At 73.0% G+C, this 22,860-nt stretch carries 21 protein-coding genes; 14 read left to right on the top strand and 7 right to left on the bottom strand.

Annotation, left to right across the window (positions count from 1 at the left end):
• Positions 1-97: 97 nt before the first annotated feature.
• Positions 98-3,334 carry an NACHT domain-containing protein gene (locus DRB89_RS37880; protein WP_112452543.1) on the bottom strand — a complete coding sequence of 1,079 codons (3,237 nt, stop codon included), beginning with the start codon at positions 3,332-3,334 and terminating at the stop codon, positions 98-100.
• 142 nt (positions 3,335-3,476) lie between these two features.
• Between DRB89_RS37880 and DRB89_RS37875 the strand changes: the two genes are divergently transcribed.
• The 6 genes from DRB89_RS37875 (at position 3,477) to DRB89_RS37850 (ending at position 12,627) form a co-directional block, all read left to right on the top strand.
• Positions 3,477-5,165 carry a serine/threonine-protein kinase gene (locus DRB89_RS37875; protein ID WP_275432051.1) on the top strand — a complete coding sequence of 563 codons (1,689 nt, stop codon included), beginning with the start codon at positions 3,477-3,479 and terminating at the stop codon, positions 5,163-5,165.
• Positions 5,166-5,296: 131 nt separating this feature from the next.
• Positions 5,297-7,258: a glycogen debranching N-terminal domain-containing protein gene (locus tag DRB89_RS37870; RefSeq protein ID WP_239516576.1), complete on the top strand. Its 1,962-nt coding sequence runs from the start codon at positions 5,297-5,299 to the stop codon at positions 7,256-7,258.
• A gap of 123 nt (positions 7,259-7,381) precedes the next feature.
• A complete protein-coding gene (locus tag DRB89_RS37865) occupies positions 7,382-8,128 on the top strand; it encodes an NUDIX domain-containing protein (RefSeq protein WP_112449098.1) in 747 nt (248 codons plus the stop codon).
• Positions 8,129-8,274: 146 nt separating this feature from the next.
• A complete protein-coding gene (locus tag DRB89_RS37860) occupies positions 8,275-10,107 on the top strand; it encodes an ATP-binding cassette domain-containing protein (RefSeq protein WP_112449099.1) in 1,833 nt (610 codons plus the stop codon).
• A gap of 151 nt (positions 10,108-10,258) precedes the next feature.
• Positions 10,259-11,200, top strand: a complete 942-nt coding sequence (locus DRB89_RS37855; protein ID WP_275431894.1) for an FCD domain-containing protein — start codon at positions 10,259-10,261, stop codon at positions 11,198-11,200.
• A gap of 347 nt (positions 11,201-11,547) precedes the next feature.
• Positions 11,548-12,627 carry a Zn-dependent alcohol dehydrogenase gene (locus DRB89_RS37850; RefSeq protein ID WP_112452526.1) on the top strand — a complete coding sequence of 360 codons (1,080 nt, stop codon included), beginning with the start codon at positions 11,548-11,550 and terminating at the stop codon, positions 12,625-12,627.
• A gap of 75 nt (positions 12,628-12,702) precedes the next feature.
• Here the strand turns inward: DRB89_RS37850 and DRB89_RS37845 are convergent, their stop codons facing one another.
• Positions 12,703-13,428, bottom strand: a complete 726-nt coding sequence (locus DRB89_RS37845; RefSeq protein WP_112452525.1) for a TetR/AcrR family transcriptional regulator — start codon at positions 13,426-13,428, stop codon at positions 12,703-12,705.
• A gap of 88 nt (positions 13,429-13,516) precedes the next feature.
• On the opposite strand from DRB89_RS37845, the gene DRB89_RS37840 reads away from it, so the two are divergent.
• The 3 genes from DRB89_RS37840 (at position 13,517) to DRB89_RS37830 (ending at position 15,864) form a co-directional block, all read left to right on the top strand.
• A complete protein-coding gene (locus DRB89_RS37840) occupies positions 13,517-14,668 on the top strand; it encodes an acyl-CoA dehydrogenase family protein (RefSeq protein ID WP_112452524.1) in 1,152 nt (383 codons plus the stop codon).
• Positions 14,669-14,779: 111 nt separating this feature from the next.
• Positions 14,780-15,085 carry a YiaA/YiaB family inner membrane protein gene (locus DRB89_RS37835; RefSeq protein ID WP_112452523.1) on the top strand — a complete coding sequence of 102 codons (306 nt, stop codon included), beginning with the start codon at positions 14,780-14,782 and terminating at the stop codon, positions 15,083-15,085.
• Positions 15,086-15,177: 92 nt separating this feature from the next.
• Positions 15,178-15,864: a TetR/AcrR family transcriptional regulator gene (locus DRB89_RS37830; RefSeq protein ID WP_112452522.1), complete on the top strand. Its 687-nt coding sequence runs from the start codon at positions 15,178-15,180 to the stop codon at positions 15,862-15,864.
• Here the strand turns inward: DRB89_RS37830 and DRB89_RS37825 are convergent.
• A complete protein-coding gene (locus tag DRB89_RS37825; RefSeq protein ID WP_112452521.1) occupies positions 15,855-16,316 on the bottom strand; it encodes a MaoC family dehydratase in 462 nt (153 codons plus the stop codon). The genes DRB89_RS37830 and DRB89_RS37825 overlap by 10 nt on opposite strands.
• A gap of 128 nt (positions 16,317-16,444) precedes the next feature.
• Here DRB89_RS37825 and soxR point away from each other — a divergent pair, with 128 nt between their 5' ends.
• Entirely contained in the window at positions 16,445-16,888 is a 444-nt protein-coding gene (gene soxR, locus DRB89_RS37820) for a redox-sensitive transcriptional activator SoxR (protein WP_275432050.1), read from the top strand.
• Here soxR and DRB89_RS37815 read toward each other — a convergent pair.
• A complete protein-coding gene (locus DRB89_RS37815) occupies positions 16,869-17,411 on the bottom strand; it encodes a 3-keto-5-aminohexanoate cleavage protein (protein ID WP_162688901.1) in 543 nt (180 codons plus the stop codon). The genes soxR and DRB89_RS37815 overlap by 20 nt on opposite strands.
• Before the next feature lie 90 nt (positions 17,412-17,501).
• Here DRB89_RS37815 and DRB89_RS37810 point away from each other — a divergent pair, with 90 nt between their 5' ends.
• Genes DRB89_RS37810 through DRB89_RS37795 form a run of 4 tightly spaced genes read left to right on the top strand, consistent with a single transcriptional unit; the run spans position 17,502 to position 20,245 of the window.
• Positions 17,502-18,095, top strand: a complete 594-nt coding sequence (locus tag DRB89_RS37810) for a hypothetical protein (RefSeq protein ID WP_112451437.1) — start codon at positions 17,502-17,504, stop codon at positions 18,093-18,095.
• A gap of 10 nt (positions 18,096-18,105) precedes the next feature.
• Positions 18,106-18,888 carry a hypothetical protein gene (locus tag DRB89_RS37805; RefSeq protein ID WP_239516575.1) on the top strand — a complete coding sequence of 261 codons (783 nt, stop codon included), beginning with the start codon at positions 18,106-18,108 and terminating at the stop codon, positions 18,886-18,888.
• On the top strand, positions 18,888-19,541 hold the full coding sequence (locus tag DRB89_RS37800; RefSeq protein WP_239516573.1) for a hypothetical protein: 654 nt from the start codon (positions 18,888-18,890) through the stop codon (positions 19,539-19,541). The genes DRB89_RS37805 and DRB89_RS37800 overlap by 1 nt, the downstream gene beginning before the upstream one ends.
• Before the next feature lie 5 nt (positions 19,542-19,546).
• Positions 19,547-20,245, top strand: coding sequence for a hypothetical protein (locus DRB89_RS37795; RefSeq protein ID WP_204358176.1), 699 nt, complete (start codon positions 19,547-19,549; stop codon positions 20,243-20,245).
• On the opposite strand, the gene DRB89_RS37790 is transcribed toward DRB89_RS37795, so the two are convergent.
• The 3 genes from DRB89_RS37790 to DRB89_RS37780 form a co-directional block, all read right to left on the bottom strand.
• The gene (locus DRB89_RS37790) at positions 20,184-20,879 is read right to left on the bottom strand and encodes a hypothetical protein (RefSeq protein WP_112451439.1); all 696 of its coding nucleotides are present in this window, start codon (positions 20,877-20,879) and stop codon (positions 20,184-20,186) included. The genes DRB89_RS37795 and DRB89_RS37790 overlap by 62 nt on opposite strands.
• A 21-nt stretch (positions 20,880-20,900) precedes the next feature.
• Positions 20,901-22,220 carry a hypothetical protein gene (locus tag DRB89_RS37785; protein WP_112451440.1) on the bottom strand — a complete coding sequence of 440 codons (1,320 nt, stop codon included), beginning with the start codon at positions 22,218-22,220 and terminating at the stop codon, positions 20,901-20,903.
• 314 nt (positions 22,221-22,534) lie between these two features.
• The gene (locus DRB89_RS37780) at positions 22,535-22,834 is read right to left on the bottom strand and encodes a WXG100 family type VII secretion target (protein ID WP_112451441.1); all 300 of its coding nucleotides are present in this window, start codon (positions 22,832-22,834) and stop codon (positions 22,535-22,537) included.
• Positions 22,835-22,860: the final 26 nt, after the last annotated feature.

Raw genomic sequence — 22,860 nt, 5'->3', positions numbered from 1 at the left:
GTTCGACGATCGGCCACGATTCGACACCCTACCCGGAGCCCGGGTGGTGGCAGGAGGCCCTGATTGACTGAATCTGCAGTCAGTGCGAGCACGGGGGTCAGCGGGGCCGGTCCTCCTCGGTGTGGACCATCACCCGGTCGGGCAACGCGGACCTGCCGTGGACCAGGTCGGCGGGCAGGTCGATCTGGAGGAGTGTCAAGTGGGGCAGGGCCCCCAGCGGGGAGACGTCGACGCCGCCCCCGGCGGTCGGGTTCCCGGTGATCCGGCAGTTGGCCAGGTGGGGAAAGGCGTGCGGCAGTCGGTCCAGCGTCCGCTGGGTGACGCGCACGCCGTCGCGGCCGTTGACGTGGAGGTGGACGACCTCTGCCAGCACCGCGCCGTCCGGAAGGTCGGTCAAAGAGGCCTTGCCGAGGATGAGGACGTGGAGGGCCGGAAGGGCTGCCAGCTCCCGCCAGTCCCCGGCCGACACCGGGCCGGAGAAGCTCACGGCAGTGAGCCCGGTGAAGCGCCCCAGCCCCTTGAGCCCGCTCTCGGAAACGAGCTCGCCCATCACCGAGAGCTCCTCGAGGGGAGCGTGTGGATGCAGGGTCTCCGGAGACCAGTACAGCGGGCCCTCGCCCTCGATCCGCAGGTGCCTGAGCCGCGACAGGTCCTTCAGTGCGCCGAGGTCCGTCGCGGGCGACACCGTGATGTGCAGGTCGCGGATCGGAAGTGCGGCCAGGGGCGACAGGTCGAGGAGGTGCGGGCAGTCGGCGGCCGTGAACGAGGTGAGCCCCGACTGCCCGGCCACGGATCCCAGATCCTCGATCGGATGCTCCACGAGTCTGAGCCTCGTCAGCGCGTGCCGGGACAGGTAGGAGTCGACGGAGTGCGCGGATACCGCGCCCCTGACGTCCAGGGAAGCCGCTCGCACCCCCAGGCGCTCCAGCTGGTGGAGCTGTTCGTCGGAGGTGACGGTGTAGTCGAGGCCGTCGGGGTCGAGCTTCGCGATGACCTCTTCCGCGTACCGGGCGGTGTCGTAGCGGGACCAGGCCCACACGAGCTGGCTCCGTACCTCCAGGTAGGAGTGGTCGGCGTACCCGGCCAGGAAGGGCAGAGCCGCGTCGGAGGCTATCCGGGAGGCCGCGACGACCGTCAGGTACGCATCCACTTCACTGAGGCCCTCGTGGCCGGGCAGGAGGTCCAGGATCAGCGGACCCACTTCCGCCAGGGCGCGGGCCTCGATGTCACCACGCGGCGGGATCAGGCTGCCGGTACGCTCTTCCACGGCCCGGCGGACCGCCGGTTCCAGTGTGGTGGCGTGTTCCAGGCAGGCGGCGGCGAGCAGGTAGACGCGGAACCGGGTGCGCTGGTCGTCGGCCCGGTCGCCGAGGAGGAGCAGGCCCTCGAAGAGCGCCGTGCGCTCGCGCGGCCGTGCGAGGGCCACCGCCATGCGGATGACGTCCTCCCACTGGTCGTCCGCGGCGTGTGCGGCGAGCAGGCCGAAATCCCCCTCCTCCACCGCCGCCCGCGCGCCCAGGAAGTCCTGGAAGGTGCGGTGGACGAAGTCCACGGTCCCCGGGGCCGGTTCGCGCAGGAGCCCGCTGCGCTGGAGGAAGTGCTCGAAGACGGTCGCCGCGTCACCCAGGGCGGCCGCCTCCGGTACGGCGGGCAGGGCCCGGCCGATGATGTCCTCGGCCTGCGAACGGTCCATCTCCGTACGGCCGTTCTTGATCAGCCAGTACGCCAACCGCTGGAGCAGGTCGAGCTGCGGCTCCTCCCGGAGGTCGGGAACCGCCATGTCGCGCTCCCGGTCCCGGCGGCTGACCAGCATCGAGAGCGCGGCCTCGTACAAGTCCTTCCGTCCGTGCGGGAGGTGGCCCCGCCGGTCGCGGTGGAGCGCGCAGATCAGCCCGCACATCAGCGGGTTGGTGGCCAGCCGCCCGAGATCGGCCTTGGTGCGGACGGTCGTGCGCAGCTGCTTCTCGTACGCGTCGAGTTCGGCGTCGTCGCAGCTCCCGCCGCGGGCCGCGGTGTGCCAGCGCTCGATGAAAGTGGCGACATCGGCCGGTCCCATGGCGGACAGGGCCAGTTCGTCGAACCCCTCCTCGGCGAGCCAGTCCTGGCCGACGGCCGACGGGCGCGAGGTGACCAGCCAGCGGTTGGCGCCGTCGTAGGTGTCGATCAGGTCCCGCAGCCAGCGGCGGGTCCGCTCCCGCTCGGGCTCCGGGACCTCGTCGATGCCGTCCACCAGGACCAGGCCGCGCCCGGCGGCGAGGACCCGGTGCTCCCAGCCGGCCGGCTGTGAACCCGCGAGCACGCAGCCGGTGGCGGTGAGGAAGTCCTTCGGGGCGGGCAGCCGTTCGCCGTGGCGGGTGAGCGTGCGCAGGGGCAGTACGAAGGGCACGCGGTCGCGGAGGTAGTCGGGCCGGTCCGCGCGGTCCCGCTGCGCGGCGGTGACGGCCAGCCACTGGACGAGCGTGGTCTTGCCGGATCCGGCCTCGCCCCGCAGGAGGACGCGGGGGGTGCGGTCCAGTACCCGGTCCGCGGGCTGGGGTTCGTGCGGGCGGTGTGACTTGACCTGGATTTCGACCCCGCCCACGATGTAATCGGCCGTTCTCGGGCCGTCCTGCGCCTCCGCGCGCTCCAGCGGCACCGCCTCCAGGCTCAGGTACGCCACGTCCAGCGGCCACCGCGTCGGCGAACTGCTCAGGTCGATCCCGTAGATGGTGAGCTTGGCGTGCTTCTTCGCCACGTACGGCAGGTACTCCGCCTCGAAGGCGGCGTCCGCCGCGTCGGGCAGCGGCGTGCGCCGGATCAACTCGTCCGTCTTGGCCGTCAGTTCGTCGACAGCCCGGGCCTGGCCGACCAGCGCGTGGGCGGTGAAGGTCTTGCGCTGCGTGAAGAACTCCAAGATGTGCAGGCAGGCCAGGCCGACCAGGGCCTCGTAGAAGTACGTCGCGTCGGCCGAGAGGTGGCGCTCCGGCTTGCCTCCCGCGCGGCGCAGCTCCCGGGCGAAGGCCTCCGGGCCGAGGCGGACGGCGTCCAGATCGGTGATCGTGAGGTCGCCGAGGGCGTGCAGCGTCTGGGCGAGGGCGTCGGTGACGGCCTCGTGCTCGTCCGCCGGAACGCGGCGGTCGTTCGCGCGCAGGGCCTGCTGGACGAGAGTGCCGGCCAGGGCGCGCACATCGGCCTCGGTGAGGGTGCGCTTCTCACCCCTGAACGAGACGTGGCCGGAGAGCCGGACCGGCTTGTCGACCAGGCCGGCCCCCGGGCCGTCGGCGACGAAGAACTTCTTGACGATCGGACCGATCACGGCCGATGCCAGCCGGATCCCGATGGCTGTGGGTTCCATGAGTGCCCCCCGTAGAGCTGTAACCGGTCCCGGGGTGATCTTAAGCTCCGGGGCCCCCGCCCCGCCGGGGTACCGGGAGGAGCGTGGGGGCCGGGTCCGCTGCGGCATCATGGGCCCGGGACCAGGTGAGGGGGAGGTCGCAGTGCCACAGGACGGGACGAGCGGCAGTGTCGTGGTGGCCGGACGGTACCGCCTGCAGGAAAGGCTGGGCCGCGGCGGGATGGGGACCGTCTGGCGGGCCGCCGACGAACTCCTCGGACGCCCGGTCGCCGTCAAGGAGCTCCACCTCGGTGAGGGCGACCCGGACGGCGTGGCCGCCGGGGCGCTGCGCGAGGCGCGCGCCGTGGCGCACGTGCGCCACCCCCACGTCGTCGTGGTCCACGACATCGTCGAACACGACGGACGGCCCTGCATCGTCATGGAGTTGGTCGACGGCGGCTCGCTCGCCGAGCTGATCGCCGCCGGGAGGACGCTCACCCCGGTCGAGGCGGCCCGGACCGGGCTCGCGCTCCTCGGAGCCCTGACCGCGGCCCACTCCCGGGGGGTCCTCCACCGGGACGTCAAACCGGCCAACGTGCTGATGGAGGCGGGCACCGGCCGGGTGGTGCTCACCGACTTCGGCATCGCGCGGCTCGCCGGGGCCACCACCATCAGCGAGACCGGCGCGTTCGTCGGCTCGCCCGAGTACACCGCTCCCGAGCGGATACAGGGTGCCCAGGCGGGTCCGGCGTCCGACCTGTGGTCGCTGGGTGCGCTGATGTGCGCCGCCCTGACCGGCGAATCGCCCTTCCGGCGCGATTCGCTGGGCGGGATCCTGCACGCGGTCGTCTCCGGCGAGATCCGGCCGCCCGCGCAGGCGGGCCCGCTGCTGCCCGTCGTCCGCGGTCTGCTGGAGCGGGATCCGGAGCGCAGGATGACGGCGCCCGAAGCCGAACGGCTGCTGTCGGCGTACCTGGCGGGCGGCGGCCACCACCAGCCCGCCGACCGGATCCCGGCATCCGGCCCCGCCCCCGTGTCCGGCCCCTCCCTGGTGTCCGGCTCCGCCCGCGTGTCCGGCTCCGTCCTGGTGTCCGGTTCCGAACCGGCCCCGGGCTCCGAGGGTTTGACGGCGCCTGCCGTACCCCCGCGCCCGACGGCAAGGCAGCTCGTCGCCACCCGGCCGGGCCTGCGCGCCGGGCTGCTCGCGGCCGCCCTCGTCCTCGCGGTGGGCGGGGCGGTGGCCGGGGTCTCGCTGCTCGGCGACGAGGACCGGGAACAGGGGCGGCAGGTGGCGGCCGGCCCCTCCGGCACCCCCGCGACCTCCTCCCCGAGCCCGGTGGGCGCGGCTCAGGCCACCGCGCCGGCCATCGCCACGGGTGAACTGCCCGCCGGATACCGGACCTTCGCCGACCCGCAGGGCTTCACCATCGCCGTACCCGAGGGGTACCAGCGGGCCACCGACGACCAGCGGGTCTTCTACATCTCCCCGGACGGCGCCTTCCGCATCGGGATCCGGGTGAAGATGCCGGTCCCCGGCGGCCCGCTCGGCGTGATGCGCCAGTCCCACGCGAAGGGCCCGGACACCAACCCCGGCTACCGCGGTGGCACGGTCGTGTCGACGACCCGCGGCACACTCCCCGCGGCTCTCTGGGAGTTCACCTGGGACGGCTTCACCCCGGCCGAGGGCGCCCGGCACACCTACGACCTCTGCTGGGACGAGAACGGCCGGATGTACGACATCTGGGTCTCCGCGCCCGTCGGCCGACTCGCCGAGGCGAAGCGCCACTTCGACACCGCCGTGGCCACCTTCGCCCCCGGCGCCCCGGGCCCGGTGGCCCCGGACGCCCCCTGACGCGCCCGGGCCCGTCCGCTACGGACGCAGCACCACCAGGCCGTCCGCCGTCCGCAGGCTGCCCGGTACCAGCGGGGCGAAGGTGCGGGGGAGCGCGAGGCCCGGGAGCCCGTCCTCCTGCGGCGCCCGCGGTGCGTCGAAGAGGTACGCCGCCTCCGAGGCGCCCCGTGCACGGCGCGGTCATCTGCGTCGCGGCGCCGTGCCTGGTCGTCTCGCCCGAGCACGGCCAGCTCACCGGGCGCGGCATCGACGGCGTCTACCGCAACGGGCGCCGGCTGCTGTCCCGCTGCGTGCTGCGCGTCGCCGGCCGGGACCCGGTCGCCGTGCAGGGGCGCAGCCTCGGCGCGGACCGGGCCGCCTTCACCGCGACAGTCCGCACCGGAGCCGAGGCCGGGCCCGATCCGGACGTCGGCGTGGAGCGGGTCCGCCACGCGGACGGCACCGAGCGGATCACCCTGCGCAGCTTCACCGTCCGGCTGCTGCGGATCTCCGTGGAGGTTCTGCTAGGCACCGACCTGGCGGAGCTGGCCGACGTGGCCGCCGGCCGGGCCGGTCCGGAGCTGCCCGCCGGGGTGCACGCAGCCGGGCTGCGCTGGACCAGCGGCGAGGCCCAGGCCGTCACCGCGGCCGAGCCGCCCCCGGACGACGCGCTGGCCTCGGCCGGACTGCTGCGCTGGCAGCTCGAACTGCGCCCCGGGGAGTCCCGCACCATCGAACTGCGGACCACCGGGGACCGAGGCGCACGGGCTCCCGCCGGGCACGTGGCCAATCCACTGGCCGAAGACGCCCGCGCCGAGGGAGACGACCCGAGGGTCGGGGCGTGGCTGCGCACCGGCGTCCAGGACCTGGGCGCGCTCCTGCTCCGGGACCCCGAAGTACCGGCCGACGCCTACGCGGCTGCCGGGGTGCCGTGGCGGCTCGGACTGGCCCCGGCGGAGTCCCTCTGGGCCGCCCGCATGGCCCTCCCGCTCGGCACCGGGCTGGCCGCCGCGACCCTGCGGGTGCTCGGCCGCACCCAGACCGGCGGCCGCGGGGCCGACGCCGGGAAGATCCCGGGACCGTTGCGCGGGGCCGGGCCGCAGCTGCCCCCGGGCTGCACCGGGACCGAGGCGACGCTCGCCTTTCCGGTGGTGCTCGCCGAAGCCCGGCGCTGGGGGATGCCCGAGGAGGAGGTGGCCCGGCTGCTTCCGGCCGCCGAGCGGTGCCTGGAGTGGCTGCGGGGCGCCCTCGGGGAGGACGGCTTCCTCGCCGACCCCGACCCGGGGCCGCGCCGCTGCGAGACCCAGGCCCACGCCCATCGGGCCGCGCTGCTCGGAGCCGACCTGCTCGCCGGGTGCGGGCGGCCCGGAGCCGAGGAGTGGCGGGAGAGGGCGGCCGCCCTGCGGGAACGCTTCGCAGCCCGGTTCTGGGTCGACGGCCCCGACGGCGGCAGGCCCGCGGCGGCCCTGCATCCCGACGGGCGGCCGCTGCCCCGGCTGACGGGGGCCGCCGCGCACCTCCTCGACACCGGGCTGCTCGGGGGCGGCCGGCTCGCGCCGGGACTGCTCGACCGGGTCCGCACCGAACAGCTGGCGCGGCTGCTCGGAGCCCCCGGCATGGACTCCGGGTGGGGGCTGCGGAGCATGGCGGTCCGCGAGCCGGGGCACAACCCGTTCGGGTACCGCTCGGGCGCGGTGCGTCCGTACGAGAGCGCGGTCGCGGTGGCCGGACTGGCCCAGGCCGGCTTCGAGAAGGAGGCCACCGGGCTGCTCCGGGGCCTGCTGGACGCCGCGGAGGGCTTCGGGTACCGCCTCCCGGAGATGTACGCGGCCGAGCAGCGCACCGCGGGCAGTGCTCCGGTTCCGCATCCGGCCGCCTGCCGTCCGGCGGCGGTCGCGGCCGCCGCAGGGATCCACGTCCTGACCGCCCTGGCCGGAATCCGCCCGGACGCCCCGGCGGGCACGGTCGCCCTCAACCCGCTCCCCGGCGCCCCGCTCGGCGAGCTCCGCCTCTCCGGGCTGCGGGTCTCGGGCGAGCCCTTCGCCGTCCGGATCAGCCGGCTGGGACTCGGCATGGTGGAGGAGGCGGCCGATGCGCTCCAGCTGGGCGGTTAGACCGCCTCTTTCCGGTCCGGGGCCGTTCGTTCCGGTCCGGGGGACGGGCCGCGGCTTCCGGTTCAGTGGTCCGAGGATCACCAAAGCTCTGTTTATCGTCAGGCAGACGACTATGATCGCGGCATGTCGCCCTACGACCCGTCGGCCTTCCCGCCCTTCGCCGTCACCGTCGACCTGGTCGTGCTCACCGTGCGGCGCCACGCGCTCTGCGCGCTGGTGGTCCGGCGGGGTGAGCAGCCCTTCCAGGGTCGCTGGGCGCTGCCCGGCGGATTCGTGCGGGGCGATGAGGACCTGGCAGCGGCCGCGGCCCGCGAGCTGTCCGAGGAGACGGGCCTGTGCGCCCACGACCCGGCCGCTCCTGACGTGGGCAACGGGGCGCATCTCGAACAGCTGGCGACCTACGGCGATCCGAAGCGTGATCCGCGCATGCGCGTGGTCAGCGTGGCGCACCTGGTGCTGGCTCCGGACCTGCCCGCACCCCGGGCCGGCGGCGATGCCAACAGTGCGCGCTGGGCCCCCGTCGACGAGCTCCTCTCCGCCGCCGGGCAGGCCGGCGCCGGACTCGCCTTCGACCACGAGCGGATCCTCGCGGACGGGGTGGAGCGGGCCCGCTCGAAGATCGAGTACTCCTCCCTGGCCACCGCCTTCTGCCCGCCCGAGTTCACCGTCGGCGAGTTGCGGCGGGTCTACGAAGCGGTCTGGGGCGTCGCCCTGGATCCGCGCAACTTCCACCGCAAGGTCACCGGCACCCCCGGGTTCCTGGTTCCGGCCGGGGGGACGACGACCCGTCAGGGCGGTCGGCCCGCCCAGCTGTTCCGTGCGGGCGGGGCCACCCTGCTCAACCCGCCGATGCTGCGCCCCGAAGTCTGACGCGTCGGCTCCCGGGCGGGATTCCGGGGCGGGGGCGACACGGGCGAGCCCCGGCAGCAGGTGCGCCGAAAATCGGACATATTGCGTTATCTTGTTAGCGGTATTCATCCTGCCGCAGAGCGGTCTCACCCCCCGCGAGAGAAGCGATGCTCCAGGCCATCGGACTCACCAGCATCCCCCGTCGAAACCTCCCGCCCCTCGTGGACGACCTCACCTTCGAGGCCCGCCCCGGGAGCGTGACCGCACTGCTCGGCGACCCCGGCTCGGGCAAGACCGCCGCGCTGCGGCTCATGCTCGAACTCGAACCCGGCCGTGGAGTCACCTACTTCCGCGGGCGCCCCCTGCATCAAATCCCGCATCCGGGCCGCGAAGTGGGCGTACTCCTCGGCGACCTGCCCGGCAACCCGTCGCGCACCGTCCGCGGCCAGCTGCGGATGCTCTGCGCCGCCGCCGGGGTGCCGGCCACCCGGGCCGACACCATGCTGGAGGTCGTCGGCGTCGAGGGTCTGCGTCACGAGCGGCTCGGTTCGCTCTCGCTCGGCATGGAGCGCCGGGTCGCCCTGGCCGCCGCGCTGCTCGCCGACCCGTGCACGCTGCTCCTCGACGAGCCCGCCGCCGGGCTCTCGCCCCGCGAACGGAGCTGGCTGTACGGGCTGCTGCGCGGCCATGCCGCCCTCGGCGGCGCGGTGCTCTTCACCACCGACGACGCCAAGGAGGCCGCGCGCAACGCGGACCGGGTGGTCAGCATCGAGGCGGGCCGGCTCGTCGCCGATCAGGACGCCGCCGACTTCGCCCGGACCCGGTTGCGGCCGCGGGTGGCCGTTCGCACCCCGCACGCCGCCCGGCTGGCCGACGTACTGGGTCGCGAGGCGCGGGCGGCCCAGCGAGCGGTGGAGATCGTCGAAGAGAGCGGCAGCCGTCTGTCCGTGTACGGGAGCAACTGCGCCGAAGTCGGCGAGGCGGCCTTCCGGAACGGAGTGCTGGTGCACCAACTCGCCGACGAGACCGGCGACGCCGGCACGCCGCCGTCGCTGCCGCGCGCCCGCGCCGCATCCGGGGCCGGGATCGGGGCAGGGGTCGGGGCTGAGGGTGCCGGTGCCGACGGGGCGGCCGCCGGGCACGGGCGCGGGGACGAGGGCGGCCGCGACCGCCCACGCCGGGGCCGGGCCGCTCACTCCGGCAGACCCGTTTCCTCCGTGCGCCGGCTCGGTGGCCCGCTGCGGCCCCTGCGCTACGAACTGCACCGGGTCTTCGGCACGGCCACCCCCGTCCTCACCGCCGCCCTCGTCGTCGCCGTCTCGGTCGTCACGGCGCTGGTGCTGGCCCGGGCGGGTCACACCGGGCAGAACCGCCTGCTCGCCGCCTGGCCGGAGTTGCTCCCCCTGCCGCCCGCGGCCCTGGGGGCGGGACTGCTCGGCGCCCTGGCCTTCGGCGAGGAGTACCGCTACCCCGCGCTCGCCGCCGACCGAGGCACCGTCCCGCGCCGGCTCGGGCTGCTCACCGCGAAGCTCGGCGTCAGCGCCGCCCTCGCGCTGCTGTTCGGAGCCCTCGCCGTGACCGCCGACGCCGCCGCCCTGGCGCTGGTCTTCGGCGGCGGCCCGCTGCGCACCCCGGCGGAGTGGGTGGCCCCGGGCGCGAGTTGGGCGGGCCTGCTGATCGGCTGCGCCTGGTCCGGCGTCCTGGCCTCGGGCGTCTTCCGGTCCGCCGCGGCAGGCCTGGCCGCGGTGCTCGCCGTACCGGTGATGGTCGTACCCCTGGTGCGCAAGGCCCTGGACGGCCCGTCCGCGTACCCGGTGACCGGGCTCGCGGAAAGGCTGCGCGGCCTCGCCTGGGCGCAGTGGCCCCCGGAGGCCGACCGCCTGGTGCTCGGGGCGCTCCGGGTGATGGCCCAACCGGTCGGCACCGCACTGGTGTTGTCGCTGATGGTCCTGTTGTGCGCCTATGGGTTCACAGGACTGCGCGGCCGCGTTCGTTTGTGAGGGATCGTTGGTGATCGTTCCGGTGCCGGAGGACACCCCAACGGGACCGTTGCGGTCCACATCGGGAGCCCCGGATCGCAACTCCCCGTAAAAGGCCCGGTTCTTTACGATAAGTCGTCAATTGCGTAGGTGGCACCGATCACCCTTTCGTGTGCTTTTCACCAAAGACCTCAAGGGACATGGAGGCACGGCCGACAAAGGATTCGTGAGTACCCTTGCGCACACCATGATGACCGCCGCCCGCCACGCCGATTCCGGCCTCGCCGGCCCGGGCGAACTCGACCGCTACCCCTACCCGGAGGCCTCCGGGGCCGACCGTGTGGGAGTGCCCCACTGGGACGGATCCGACGTCGAGTTGAGCCGCGTCGGCCGCCGCGCGGCAGGCAGCCGCGGCCGCGGACTGCACGGCCAACTCGTCCAGCAGCTCGGCCAGATGATCGTTTCCGGTGACCTCGGTGCGGACCGCCCCCTGGTCCCCGAGGAGATCGGCCAGCGCTTCGAGGTCTCCCGCACGGTCGTCCGCGAATCGCTGCGGGTCCTGGAGGCCAAGGGCCTCGTCAGCGCCCGCCCCAACGTCGGCACCCGGGTCCGTCCGGTCGCCGACTGGAACCTGCTCGACCCCGACATCATCGAGTGGCGCGCCTTCGGCCCGCAGCGCGACGACCAGCGCCGCGAACTGGGCGAACTGCGCTGGACCATCGAGCCGCTCGCCGCACGCCTCGCCGCCGGCCACGGCCGCCCGGACATCCAGCAGCGCCTCGCCGACATGGTCGAGATCATGGGCCACGCGCTCGGCCAGGGTGACTCGATCACCTTCGCGCGCGCCGATCACGAGTTCCACGCGCTCCTCATCCAGGTCGCGGGCAACCGCATGCTGGAGCACCTCTCCAGCATCGTCTCCTCCGCCCTCCAGGTGTCCGGCAGTCCCATCATCGCCTGCGACCGGCCCAGCGAGACCTGCGTCGCGCACCACGCGCGCATGGTCGAGGCCATCGCCGCCGGTGACGCGATCGGCGCGGAGAACGCCATGCGCCAGCTCCTGACGGTCCATCCGGAGGTCGAGCGCGTGGTCCCCGCCCCGCGCGAGCACTGACGGGCGCGCACACGGGGGCGCGGAAGTTCGCCGACGTCTCGCCCGGTCCCAGGGGGTGCCCCCGGACGGAGTCCGGGGGCACCCCCTGGGACCGGGCGAGACGTCGGCGCACTTCCACGCTCCCGCACTCTCTTATACACATGCAGACGCAGACTTCGTCGGCCGGAGACACGGCCAAGACCGGCGACGAGTCGTGCACCCGCACCTGGTACGCGCGCAATGACGCCAAGGGCTTCACCGGCCTGCCTTCGCGCACCCGCACCGTCGCGCCGGAGTGCTCCGTCACCGACGACAACCTGACCCTCCCCGCCAACCCAGCCAACCCCGCACACACGGAGACGACGACCATGGTCCGCGCCGCCATCCTGCCCGCCGTCGGAGCCCCGCTGGAGATACGGGACATCGTGCTGCCCGAGCCCGGCCCCGGGCAGGTCCGGGTACGGCTCACCGCAGCCGGGGTCTGCCACTCCGACCTCTCCCTCACCAACGGCACCATGCGGGTCCCCGTGCCCGCCGTCCTCGGCCACGAGGGCGCGGGCACGGTCCTCGCCGTCGGGGAAGGGGTCATCCACGTCGCGCCCGGCGACGGGGTGGTGCTCAACTGGGCCCCGTCCTGCGGGCAGTGCCACCACTGCTCGATCGGCGAGGTCTGGCTCTGCGCCAAGGCGCTCGCCGGGGTCGGCAACGTCTACGCCCACGACGCCCGGGGAACCGAGCTGCACCCCGGGCTGAACGTGGCCGCCTTCGCCGAGGAAACGGTCGTCGCGGCCAACTGCGTGCTGCCCGCCCCCGCCGGGATCCCGCTCACCGAGGCCGCGCTGCTCGGCTGCGCGGTCCTCACCGGCTACGGAGCCGTCCACCACAGCGCCCAGGTCCGGCCGGGCGAGTCGGTGGCCGTCTTCGGAGTCGGCGGCGTGGGCCTCGCGGCCCTCCAGTCGGCGCGCATCGCCATGGCAGGCCCGATCGTGGCCGTGGACGTCTCCCCGGCCAAGGAGGAGCTGGCCCGGGCGGCGGGGGCCACGGAGTTCGTGCTCGCCTCCGAGACCACGGCCAAGGACATCCGCGCGCTGACCGGCGGCCACGGTGCGGACGTCGCCATCGAGTGCGCCGGCCGCGCCGAGTCCATCCGGGGCGCCTGGGAGTCCACCCGCCGAGGCGGCCGTACGACGGTCGTCGGCATCGGGGGCAAGGACCAGCAGGTCACCTTCAACGCGCTGGAGATCTTCCACTTCGCCCGCACCCTCACGGGCTGCGTCTACGGCAACAGCGACCCCGCCCGCGACCTCCCGGTGATCGCCGCCCACGTCCGCGCGGGCCGCCTCGACCTCGGCGCCCTGGTCACCGACCGCATCACGCTCGACGGCATCCCGGCCGCCTTCGACGCGATGCTGGCGGGCAAGGGCGGCCGCTCGCTCGTCGTCTTCTAGAGGCCTGCGTCAGGGTCAGGGGTCAGGTCCAAGGCCTGGCCCCGGGCCTGGCCCCGGGCCCGGGCTCTTCGGCCGTCACGCCGGCTCGTCGGGTTCCGGCGACTTCCCCAACGCCTCGTACTGGATGGCCAGTCCGTCGAGCAGCGCCGTCAGGCCGGTCTCGAAGGCCCCTTCGTCCACCTCGCGCTGCCGGTGCGCCAGCCGGTGGGCCTGGCCCAGGTGCGGGTAGTCCGACGGGTCGTATGCCGTTTCGTCGTCCACGAAACCCCGGGCGAACGAGGCGACCGCCGAACCGAGGATGAAGTACCGCATCAGCGCGCCGATCCGGGTCGCCTGCGCCGGCGGCCAGCCGGCGGCGGTCATCGCGCCGTAGACGGCGTCCGCCACCCGCAGTCCGGCCGGCCTGCGGCCCGGCCCGCGCGCCAGCACCGGCACGATGTTCGGATGGTCGGACAGGGCGGCCCGGTACGAGTGCGCCCAGGCGAGCAGGGCGCCCCGCCACTCGGGGCCGCCTCCGCCAGGGCCGCCGCCGGCACCGCCCTCCCGCTCCGCGCCGGATCCGCCGGCCAGGCCCACCGCCTCGAACATCGACAGGTCGACCCGCGCGCTCACCGCGTCCGCGACGGCGTCCAGGATCTCGTCCTTCGTGCGGAAGTGGTTGTACAGCGAAGGCCCGCTGACGCCCAGCGCGGCGGCCAGCCGCCGCGTCGAGACGGCCTCCAGCCCCTCCGCGTCCACCAGCGCGCCGGCCGCCTCGATGATGCGGTCTCTGCTGAGGAGGGGCTTGCGCGGTCTGGCCATGCGCCACATAGTAGGGCCTGCCCCAACTAAACTAGCAGTGCTAATTAACCCATCCGACCCATCCGACCCGTCCGCCCGGAGGTGCCCGGTGAATCTGGAGCTCAGCCAGGAGCAGTCCGCCGTACGCGAACTCGCCCGCGCGTTCACCGAGCGCGAGATCGCCCCGTACGCCGCCGGGTGGGACCGCGCCGAGAGCGTGGACCGGGCCGTCGTGAAGAAGCTCGGAGCCGTCGGCTTCCTCGGCCTGACCGTCCCCGAGCAGTACGGCGGCTCCGGCGGCGACCACCTCTCCTACGCCCTGGTCACCGAGGAGCTCGGCCGCGGCGACTCCGCCGTGCGCGGCATCGTCTCCGTCTCCCTCGGCCTGGTCGCCAAGACCATCGCCGCCTGGGGGAGCGAGGAGCAGAAGCGCGACTGGCTGCCCCGGCTGTGCTCCGGCGACGCTCTGGGCTGCTTCGGGCTCACCGAGCCCGGCACCGGCTCCGACGCCGCCGCCCTCACCACCCGCGCCACGCGCGAGGGGGACTCGTACGTGATCAGCGGCAGCAAGATGTTCATCACCAACGGCACCTGGGCCGATGTGGTGCTGCTCTTCGCCCGCACCGGTGACGAGCCCGGCCACCGCGCGATCTCCGCCTTCCTCGTCCCCGCCGACTCCCCGGGCCTGACCCGCCGCGAGATCCACGGCAAGCTCGGCCTGCGCGGCCAGGCCACCGCCGAACTCTCCCTGGACGGTGTGCGCGTGCCCGCCTCCGCGATGCTCGGCCCCGAGGGCAAGGGCTTCTCGGTCGCCATGTCGGCCCTCGCGAAGGGCCGGATGTCGGTTGCCGCGGGCTGCGTCGGCATCGCGCAGGCGGCCCTCGACGCGGCCGTCTCCTACGCCGTCCAGCGCGAGCAGTTCGGCAAGCCCATCGCCCGGCACCAGCTGGTCCAGGAGCTGATCGCCGACATCTCCGTGGACGTGGACGCGGCCCGGCTGCTGACCTGGCGGGTCGCCGATCTCATCGACCGCGGGCGGCCGTTCGCCACCGAGTCCTCCACGGCCAAGCTCTTCGCCTCCGAGGCCGCCGTCCGCGCCGCGAGCAACGCCCTGCAGGTGCACGGCGGTTACGGGTACATCGATGAGTACCCGGCCGGCAAGCTGCTGCGCGACGCCCGCGTGATGACCCTGTACGAGGGCACCAGCCAGATCCAGAAGCTGCTGATCGGCCGCGCCCGTACGGGAGTTTCCGCGTTCTGACGCGCGCGCCCGGAGCCGGGCCGCGCACCCGCCCGGCCCCGCGCGCGCCTGAGTACGTGCGTGAGTACGAGCGCGGATGTGGCGCGGCCCGTCGGGCCCGAAGCTGGACCCATGAACGAGACACCGGTCAAGCAGCAGAACACGGGGGCGTACTACGGCCAGGCCGTCGCCTCCTTCGGCACCGCCATGGCCGCCGTGGCCCTGGGGATCTACAACATGGACGCCGACGGCTGGGTGCGCGCCTTCCTCGGCATCGCGGTCCTCTACCTGACCACCTCGGCCTTCACCCTCGCCAAGGTGGTCCGCGACCGGCAGGAGGTCACGCAGATCGTCAGCCGCGTCGACCAGGCCCGCATGGAGAAGATGATGGTGGACTACGACCCCTTCGCGCCGAAGCCGCACGGTCAGGGCAGCTGAACGCAACGCATCTAAGCGCTTGCTCACCCTCCGGTAGGCTGTTCCTTCCCACCAGGGCACGACAGGGCGGCGCGAAGAGGGTGAGACGGGCGATGGAGAGCGCGCAGGAGACGACGACCGGCGGCTACCGGCCGTGGCAGGAGGTCACGCCCGACGCGGCGCGGCGGCTGCTCGTCGCGGCCGTCGAGGCCTTCGCGGAGCGCGGGTACCACGCCACCACCACGCGTGACATCGCGGGCCGGGCGGGGATGAGCCCGGCCGCGCTCTACATCCACTACAAGACCAAGGAAGAGCTGCTCCACCGGATCAGCCGGATCGGCCACGACAAGGCCCTCGAGATCCTGGACAGCGCCGCCTCGGGCCCCGGCACCGCCGCCGAGCGCCTCGACGAGGCCGTACGGTCCTTCGTGCGGTGGCACGCGGCGCACCACACCACCGCGCGCGTGGTCCAGTACGAGCTCGATGCCCTCGCTCCGGAGCACCGCTCCGACATCGTGGCGCTGCGCCGGCAGAGCGACGCCGCCATCCGCCGGATCCTCGCCGAGGGCGTCGAGGCGGGGGAGTTCCACGTCCCCGACGTGCCCGGCACCACCCTCGCGGTCCTGTCGCTCTGCATCGACGTCGCCCGCTGGTTCAGCACGGACGGCCGCCGCACGCCGGACGAGGTCGGCGCGCTCTACGCGGGCCTCGTGCTCCGGATGGTGGGGGCCGGTCCCGGACCTGCTGCCGGCCCCGGCCCCGATGCCGGCCCCGGCCCCGCCGCCGAGGCTCAGAAGTAGTAGCGGGACACCGACTCGGCGACGCACACCGGCTTCTCGCCGCCCTCGCGCTCGACCGTGACGGTCGCCGACACCTGTACGCCGCCGCCCGCCTCCACGGCCTCCGTGATCAGCGCGGTCGCGCGCAGCCGCGAGCCGACCGGCACCGGCGCCGGGAAGCGCACCTTGTTCACCCCGTAGTTGATGCCCATCCGCATGCCCTCGACCCGCATGATCTGCGGCACCAGGCTCGGCAGCAGGGACAGCGTGAGGTACCCGTGCGCGATCGTGGACCCGAAGGGCCCGCCCGCCGCCCGCTCCGGGTCCACGTGGATCCACTGGTGGTCGCCCGTGGCGTCGGCGAAGAGGTCGATCCGCTTCTGGTCCACCTCCAGCCAGTCGCTGGGGCCGAGCGGCTCGCCGATCCCGGCGGTCAACTCCTCGGCGGACGTGAAGATCCTCGGCTCGGCCATCCTCGTACCCCTGCCTCTCCCTGACGAATCTGACGAATAAGCGCTTGCTCAGCATGCTGGGGGCCGCGTGTATCTGTCAACGACACACGGATCAACGAATGTCGGTGCGGCCGACTACCCTCGGCGGTGTGCCGCAGATTCCCGAGAAAGTCCACGAGCTCACCGTCGGCCAGCTGTCCGCCCGCAGCGGTGCCGCGGTCTCCGCGCTGCACTTCTACGAGACCAAAGGCCTGATCACCAGCCGCCGCACCTCAGGCAACCAGCGCCGCTACACCCGCGACGCGCTGCGCAGGGTGGCCTTCGTGCGCGCCGCCCAGCGCGTCGGGATCCCGCTCGCCAGCATTCGCGACGCGCTCACCCAGCTCCCCGAAGGCCGCACCCCCAACCGCGCCGACTGGGCCCGGCTCTCCGAGAACTGGCGGGCCGAGCTGGACCACCGCATCGCCCGACTGGGCCGCCTGCGCGACCATTTGGCCGACTGCATCGGCTGCGGCTGCCTCTCGCTGGAGAACTGCGCGCTCTCCAACCCGGACGACGTCTTCGGCGAACGCCTCACCGGATCCCGGCTGTAGGAGCCTCATCCCGGAACCGGGCGGCCGCCGCGACCAGTTGGGCGTTCGAGCGGGCCGGCCGCCCGTCCGGCACCCGCAGTACGTCGCCCACGCCGATCCGGGCGCCCGTGCCGCAGCGCGCGGCCAGGCGCAGCACCGGCCAGGCCGCGGCCTCCCGCCCGAACAGCAGCACCGGTACGGGGGGCAGCCCGCGCAGCGCCAGCGCCACCAGGGCCCGGTCGGCCCCGGGCAGTTCGACCGCGAGCCGGACCCGCGCCGGGTCCCGTACCGGCCAGGCCAGGAACCGCTCCAGCGGCTCGGGCGGCCCGCCCACCGGGACCTCCGCGTCCACCGCGACCCCGCGCTCCAGCAGTGCCTCGGCCAGCTCCCGGGCCCCCGGCTCCGCGAACCGCACCACCGCCCGGTCCGGCAGCACCGTCCAGGCCCGTACCCGCGCGAGGCGCTCCGCCGGATCGGGCTCGGTGGCGACCCCACGACGCCGACCTCGACACCGGGCCCCCGGCCCTCCGCCGCCCCGTTCCACGCGGCGCTGGCCGCCTGATCCCGGGGCCCCGCAGCAGTCTCCGGAACCGCACCTCGCCCGTACGACCGAGTAAGGACCCAGGATCCGCACATGGCCGATGAAGCCACTGAAGACGACCTCAAGGACGGCGAGTTCATGGGCCGCAGGGCCCCCACGGACCCGGAGTACATCCCGAGGCAGCTGATCCCCGGCCATGTCCTGGCTTCCGTACCGGAAGTGCGGCAGGCGGCCGAGGAGTCGGGGCGCGCCCTGCAGATCGACTTCCTGGACGACGCGGCCGTCCTCAGGATGCTCCGGCTCCGGTACTGGGACGAGATGAAGATGGGCCGCTCGGGGTGCGGCACGGCCTTCCTCATCCTCCCGGTGCCCCTGGTGCTGTTCGGCTACTGGGGCGGCTACGCCCAGTACTGGGAGTCCGCGAGCCGGCTGAACGCCTACTACGGCGTGTGGGCGCTCTCCGTCGTCGTATCGCTGCTGGTGCTCGCCCGCCGGGCCCGCCGCCAGTGGGGCGACCGGCCCCGGCAGAAGATCCGGGCGCGCGCCAAGGAGTACCGGCGCCTCGCCCACCTGGCCCGGGACCGGGGGGCCGACGTGCCGGACTTCTACCCGTACTACGGCCCGTACCCCTTCGCCGCGAACTTCCATCCGGACGCCGAGGAAATCGAACTCCCCCACGAGAAGTAGGGACGACGCAGTGAGCAGCATCACGAACACCGGCGCCGAGACCCCGTCCGCGTCCCCGTCCGCGTCCCCGTCCGCGTCGGCGTCCGCGTCGGCGTCCGCCGAGGCCGTGCCCGCGGCCCTCCCCTCCCAGGCCGCCGGGACCTCGCTCCGGGCCGCCGGACCCGACGAGGAGATACACGTCCGCTGGGTGATGCCGGAAGGATTCTTCGAGCTGCCCTTCGAGGCGGAGGACATCGACGACCTGGCCGAGAAGCTCGTGGAGCTCGGGCAGGCGGTCCTTCCCCACGCGGACTACGAGATCCAGGTGCACTGGGCCGCCATGATGGCCGCCGGCTACGACGACTTCGCGGAGGCCGGGGTCCAGTACGCCGGCTTCGTCATGACCGAGGTCGAAGAGGCCCGCTGCACCTCCACGGTCACCGTGTCCCTCATGGAGCTGGACGCGGGCGGCGCGAGCACGGGTGACAGTACGGTGCCGGAGCTCGCCCGCGCGCTCCGCGCCCTCGACAACGGGACGGTGGAGGAGATATCCCTCCCCTGCGGCCCCGCCGTCTCCGTCGTGGGGACGCGCAAGGCGATGGTGGACGGCGCGCTCACGGAGTCCGGGGCCCCCGAGCCGGTGTTCACCTCGTTCCTCCAGGTGCAGGTGCCCCTGACGAACGGCCTGGTGGTGGTCCTGGAGATGGGCACCCCGACCCCGGAGGGCTGGGACGTCTTCTCCTCCATGTTCGCGGGCGTGGTGAAGAGCCTGCGCTTCTTCGACTCGGACTCCACCCTCCTCGTGATGCCCTGATGAGCCTGTCGCAGCAGCCGGACGCTCAGGCACGGGACACCGAGGCGCCGGACACCCCGGCACCGGACAGGCAGGCGCCAGCCCCCCAGGCGCCGCCCGACGACTACCGCCTCCTCGTCCCCCGCGACTGGTTCCGCGTCGACCTGACCCACGAGCGGTGGCGCCCGCAGCTCAAGCTGTACGTCGACCGGCACACCGCCGGGAAGAACCCCTCGGCCGAGCTCCGCCAGGCCGTCTGGGTCAGCCTGCGCAACACCGCCGAGGCCGGGCTCGCGGACGGGGCCCTGGAGTTCTACCTCCGCTCCGAGGTGGATCCCGGGTCCGCCGAAGGGCAGGCGGGCCCGCCCGCCTCGCTGCTCGTCTCGCTGCTGCACACGCCGCCCGGCGCCTGCCCGGACCCGGCGGACCTCGCGATGACGCTGGCCGCGCGGGAGCCCCGTACGGAGGACGGCGGGGGGCGGGAGGCGTACGTCGTCCCCCTGCCCGCGGGCGAGGCGGTCCGGGCCGCGTCCGCCACGGCGCTGGACTACCACGTCGTCATGCCGGGCGGGGTCGGCTACCTGATGCTCGCCTTCGCCCTGCCGCTCAGCGGCACCGAGGGCCCGCTGGGCGGCCTCTGTGACGCCATCGCCCACTCACTGCGGTGGGTGTGACGGCGATGACGTTCCCGCGGCGGGGGCCCGCCCCCGAGGAACCGCCGGTGGTGCCCGTCGCGTGGGAGCGCGTACGGGACTTCGTGGTCGGCAACACCGAGCGGCCGGTCACCGCCAAGCGGCGCGAGGCCTCCTTCGGGCCGCTGGCCGTACGGGTCCCCAAGAACGGCAAGGACCTCCGGGTCTTCGCCCCCTGCGCGTACGTGGCCCACACGGGCCCGGACGGCGCGGACTACGCCCTGTACGCGGACCCGGAGCACACCCGCCGGCTCTGCGTCATCGACCGCCCGGGCACCGAGGCCGCCTCCGGCGAGCGGCACCACGAGGTCCGCGACGAGCGGGGCCGCCTGCTCGGCACGCTGCGCCGGATCCCGCCGCGCAGCCGCCCGTTCAAGCACACCTGGCGCATCGACCAGCCGGGCCACCCCACCGTCGTGGGCCGCAACGAGTGGGCGAGCGGCGACGCGAGGGCCTTCACCCTCCGCATGGTCGACAAGGGCTTCACGGCCGCCCTGAACGCGGTCACGAGCCTGGGCGCGGAGGGCGGCGACACCCGCGGCCGCCCGCGCACGCTGGAGTGGCACACGGCCGATTCCGGGGGCAGGGTCGTCATGATCTCGGAGGCCGGCGACCGCGTCACGGTCAAGTCCGACTGGCTGGACCGCCGTCTTGCTTTCGCTTTCGCCCTCGTAGGAGACCACTGAGACTGAACCGGGGCTCGGGCTCGGGCAGGTTCTCGAGATCCGGTTCTTCGAACTCGAAGTCGTCGGCAAGCGCCTGCACTCCTTGCACGAAGGCGTCGATCTCGGGCTCGGCGACGGCGAGTCTGCCGAGTTCGTTGGACGCCACGATTACCTGCAAATCGAGCCCGTGCTCCTCGTTGCGGAGGTTGTACCAGAGGTGCATCGCCATGTTGCCTTGCTCTGATTCCGCGTAGCCCCGCAGGCGGATTCCCTCGCCGAATCCCTCAGTGGAGAACGGTGCGATTTCGGGCGAATGGTCAAACTCTTTGGCGCTGCTCCACTCCCGAAGCGTGGAGTCACGGTCCCCCTTCGAAGCCCCGTACCAGACACGGGCCACCAGCGGAAAATCTTCCGGATCTTCGAAGTACAGGTAGTTCTCCAGCGGATCGTCGTCGACACCCTGTCGGTACGTCGTCAGCAGCCGAGCCAGCCGCGCGGTCGCCTCCTGGTCCTCCGGCATCCTGCGAAAGTGACGAAGACAGATGGCTTCAGATTCCGCCCACCGCTGTTCGTCGCTCCATGGCGTCTCGTCCCACGACCCCTTGGGTAGGTGCACCCAGCAGTCGTCGTCGTAACTGACGAAAACCCAGCCCATCGATTCCGCCTTCCTGTCGTTCTACTGCATCGCGTCGGACATACCCGTACCCCAGAGAATGCCGTCCTTAAAATCTCCGTAGGGCTCCACCCTCGGCTTGCCCTCCCAGATATCGCTCGGCGCGATCGCTTTGTCCGTCCAGTCGACGACCGTCCCGGCTGCGAACGCGTTGAAACCCAGGGAGCTGTTGCGCGCCACCGACTTCGCGGCAATGTCCGTGGCCTGGTCGCCTCCCCGCTTCGTTGCCTCATGGATAGCGAAGTTCTTCGCATGGGCTGCGGCGGGGTCGCCGCCCGCCTTGAAGGTCTGTCCCATCGTGGATGTCGGTGCATCCATCGCAACGCCCGGAGCCTTGACGGACTTCTTGAGCTTGTCCTGTCTCTTCTGGATCGCCTCCCGCGCCGCCTTCGTCGGGGCAGCACGTTTCTCAGCCTCCAGCGCCCGCATCCTCCGCGTATAGTCCGCCGACTGCCTCGCCGCCTTCGTCTGGCTCCGACCCGCGTCGACCGAGGCTTTCCTCGACGCGGCGACGCCCTTCTGGATCCCCTTCGCCGCCACCCGCCCCGCCCCGAAGGTCACCAGACCCACGCAGTCGTAGGCGACGTCGCCCCAGCCGCCATTGCCCGTCGCAGCCATGGCCACGTGGGCACCGGCAGTCACGAGCATGATCACCGTGCCGGCGGTCGCGGCGATCGAAGCCAGCTGGCCAAGGGCGGCGATGGCCGCCAGCGCCCCGATGCCCGGGAGGGCGACCACCATGATGATCAGCGCGACGATGGCGAGGATCGTGGCGATCCAGCCCAAGACTTCCAGCAGGATCTTGATGGCCTTGAGGTTGCGCTCGATCCAGTTGGCGCGGTTGCTCCACCAGCCGTCCTCGACCGCGTCGTCAACGATGTCGCGGATCTTGTCCGCGATGCGCTTCGAGTCCCTGCGGTAGCCCTCCACCGCCAAGCCGTTGCGCTTCCGCGCGCCCTCCAGCTTGGTGCGCGCGCCCTCCAGCTCCGTCTTCTTCGACGGCTCCAGGTCCTTCTCCGCCGTCTTCGCGGCCGCCGAGTCCGGGTCCTCGTTCCCGACCAAGGACCGGAAGCTGTCCTGGGCCTCCTTCGCCGACGTCAGCGCCGCCGCGGTCTCGCTCTGCGCGTGCTCCAGGCAGCCCGCCCACTCGCCCAACTTGGCGGAAACCTTCTCGTACCGGCCCGCCGACTTCTCCAGCTTGCCCTTCAGCTTGCCGGAGCCCTTCTTCAGCTCCTCGACGTACTTGCCCTTGAGCTCGTCCGTCCCCGATATGGCCTTCAGTCGGGTGATCTGCGCCCGGATCTGCTCACCCGTGGTCGCCATGTTCTTCGCGCCGGCCCGTACTCCGTCGGGATTGCCCGGCGTGGGATCGGACCCGGCTAACGGTCGCCAGTCCGCAGGTCGTCCAACGCCCATCCCCTGCCCACCCCTGCCACGTCGTCCCGGTCCCGCCCGGGCACGTCAGCGGCCCGGGCCCTGACAACGAGCCAACCAGCCTCGAAACTCCACGGTGTCAACCTTCGGCTCGATGTCGCCCCCCCAACGCAGCGGGGGCGGTGAGGGCCCAGTCGGCCCCACCGCCCCCTCGGGCAACGCAACTCGGGCAGCGCGACGGCGCGCCCGGAGTTCGACTCGGACTAGCGCTTCGCGGCCTTGCCCAGTTCGTCGTCGATCTGCTCGAACTTGTCCGCGGCCATGGTCAGGTAGTCGCCCATGCCGTCGAGGCCGTCGATGGTGTCCTTGGCGCCGCTCACGAACTCCTGGAAGTTCTCGTTGAACGCCTTCGAGGAGCTCTTGGTGACGTAGCCCGTGTCGACCAGGTTCTGGATGTACTTCTTCATGCCCATCAGGGCCTCGTTGATCTTCTCCTTCTCCTTGACGACGTGCTTGGCAGCACTCCGCATGTCCTCATATGTGACATCAAGGTCCTTCGCCATCAAACTCTCCCCATGGTTGGCGATTT

This window comes from Streptomyces sp. ICC4 (assembly GCF_003287915.1).
Taxonomy (GTDB): Bacteria; Actinomycetota; Actinomycetes; order Streptomycetales; family Streptomycetaceae; genus Streptomyces; species Streptomyces tritrimontium.
Note: the sequence above shows the minus strand (reverse complement) of the source record. Positions and strands in the feature narration are given on the sequence as shown.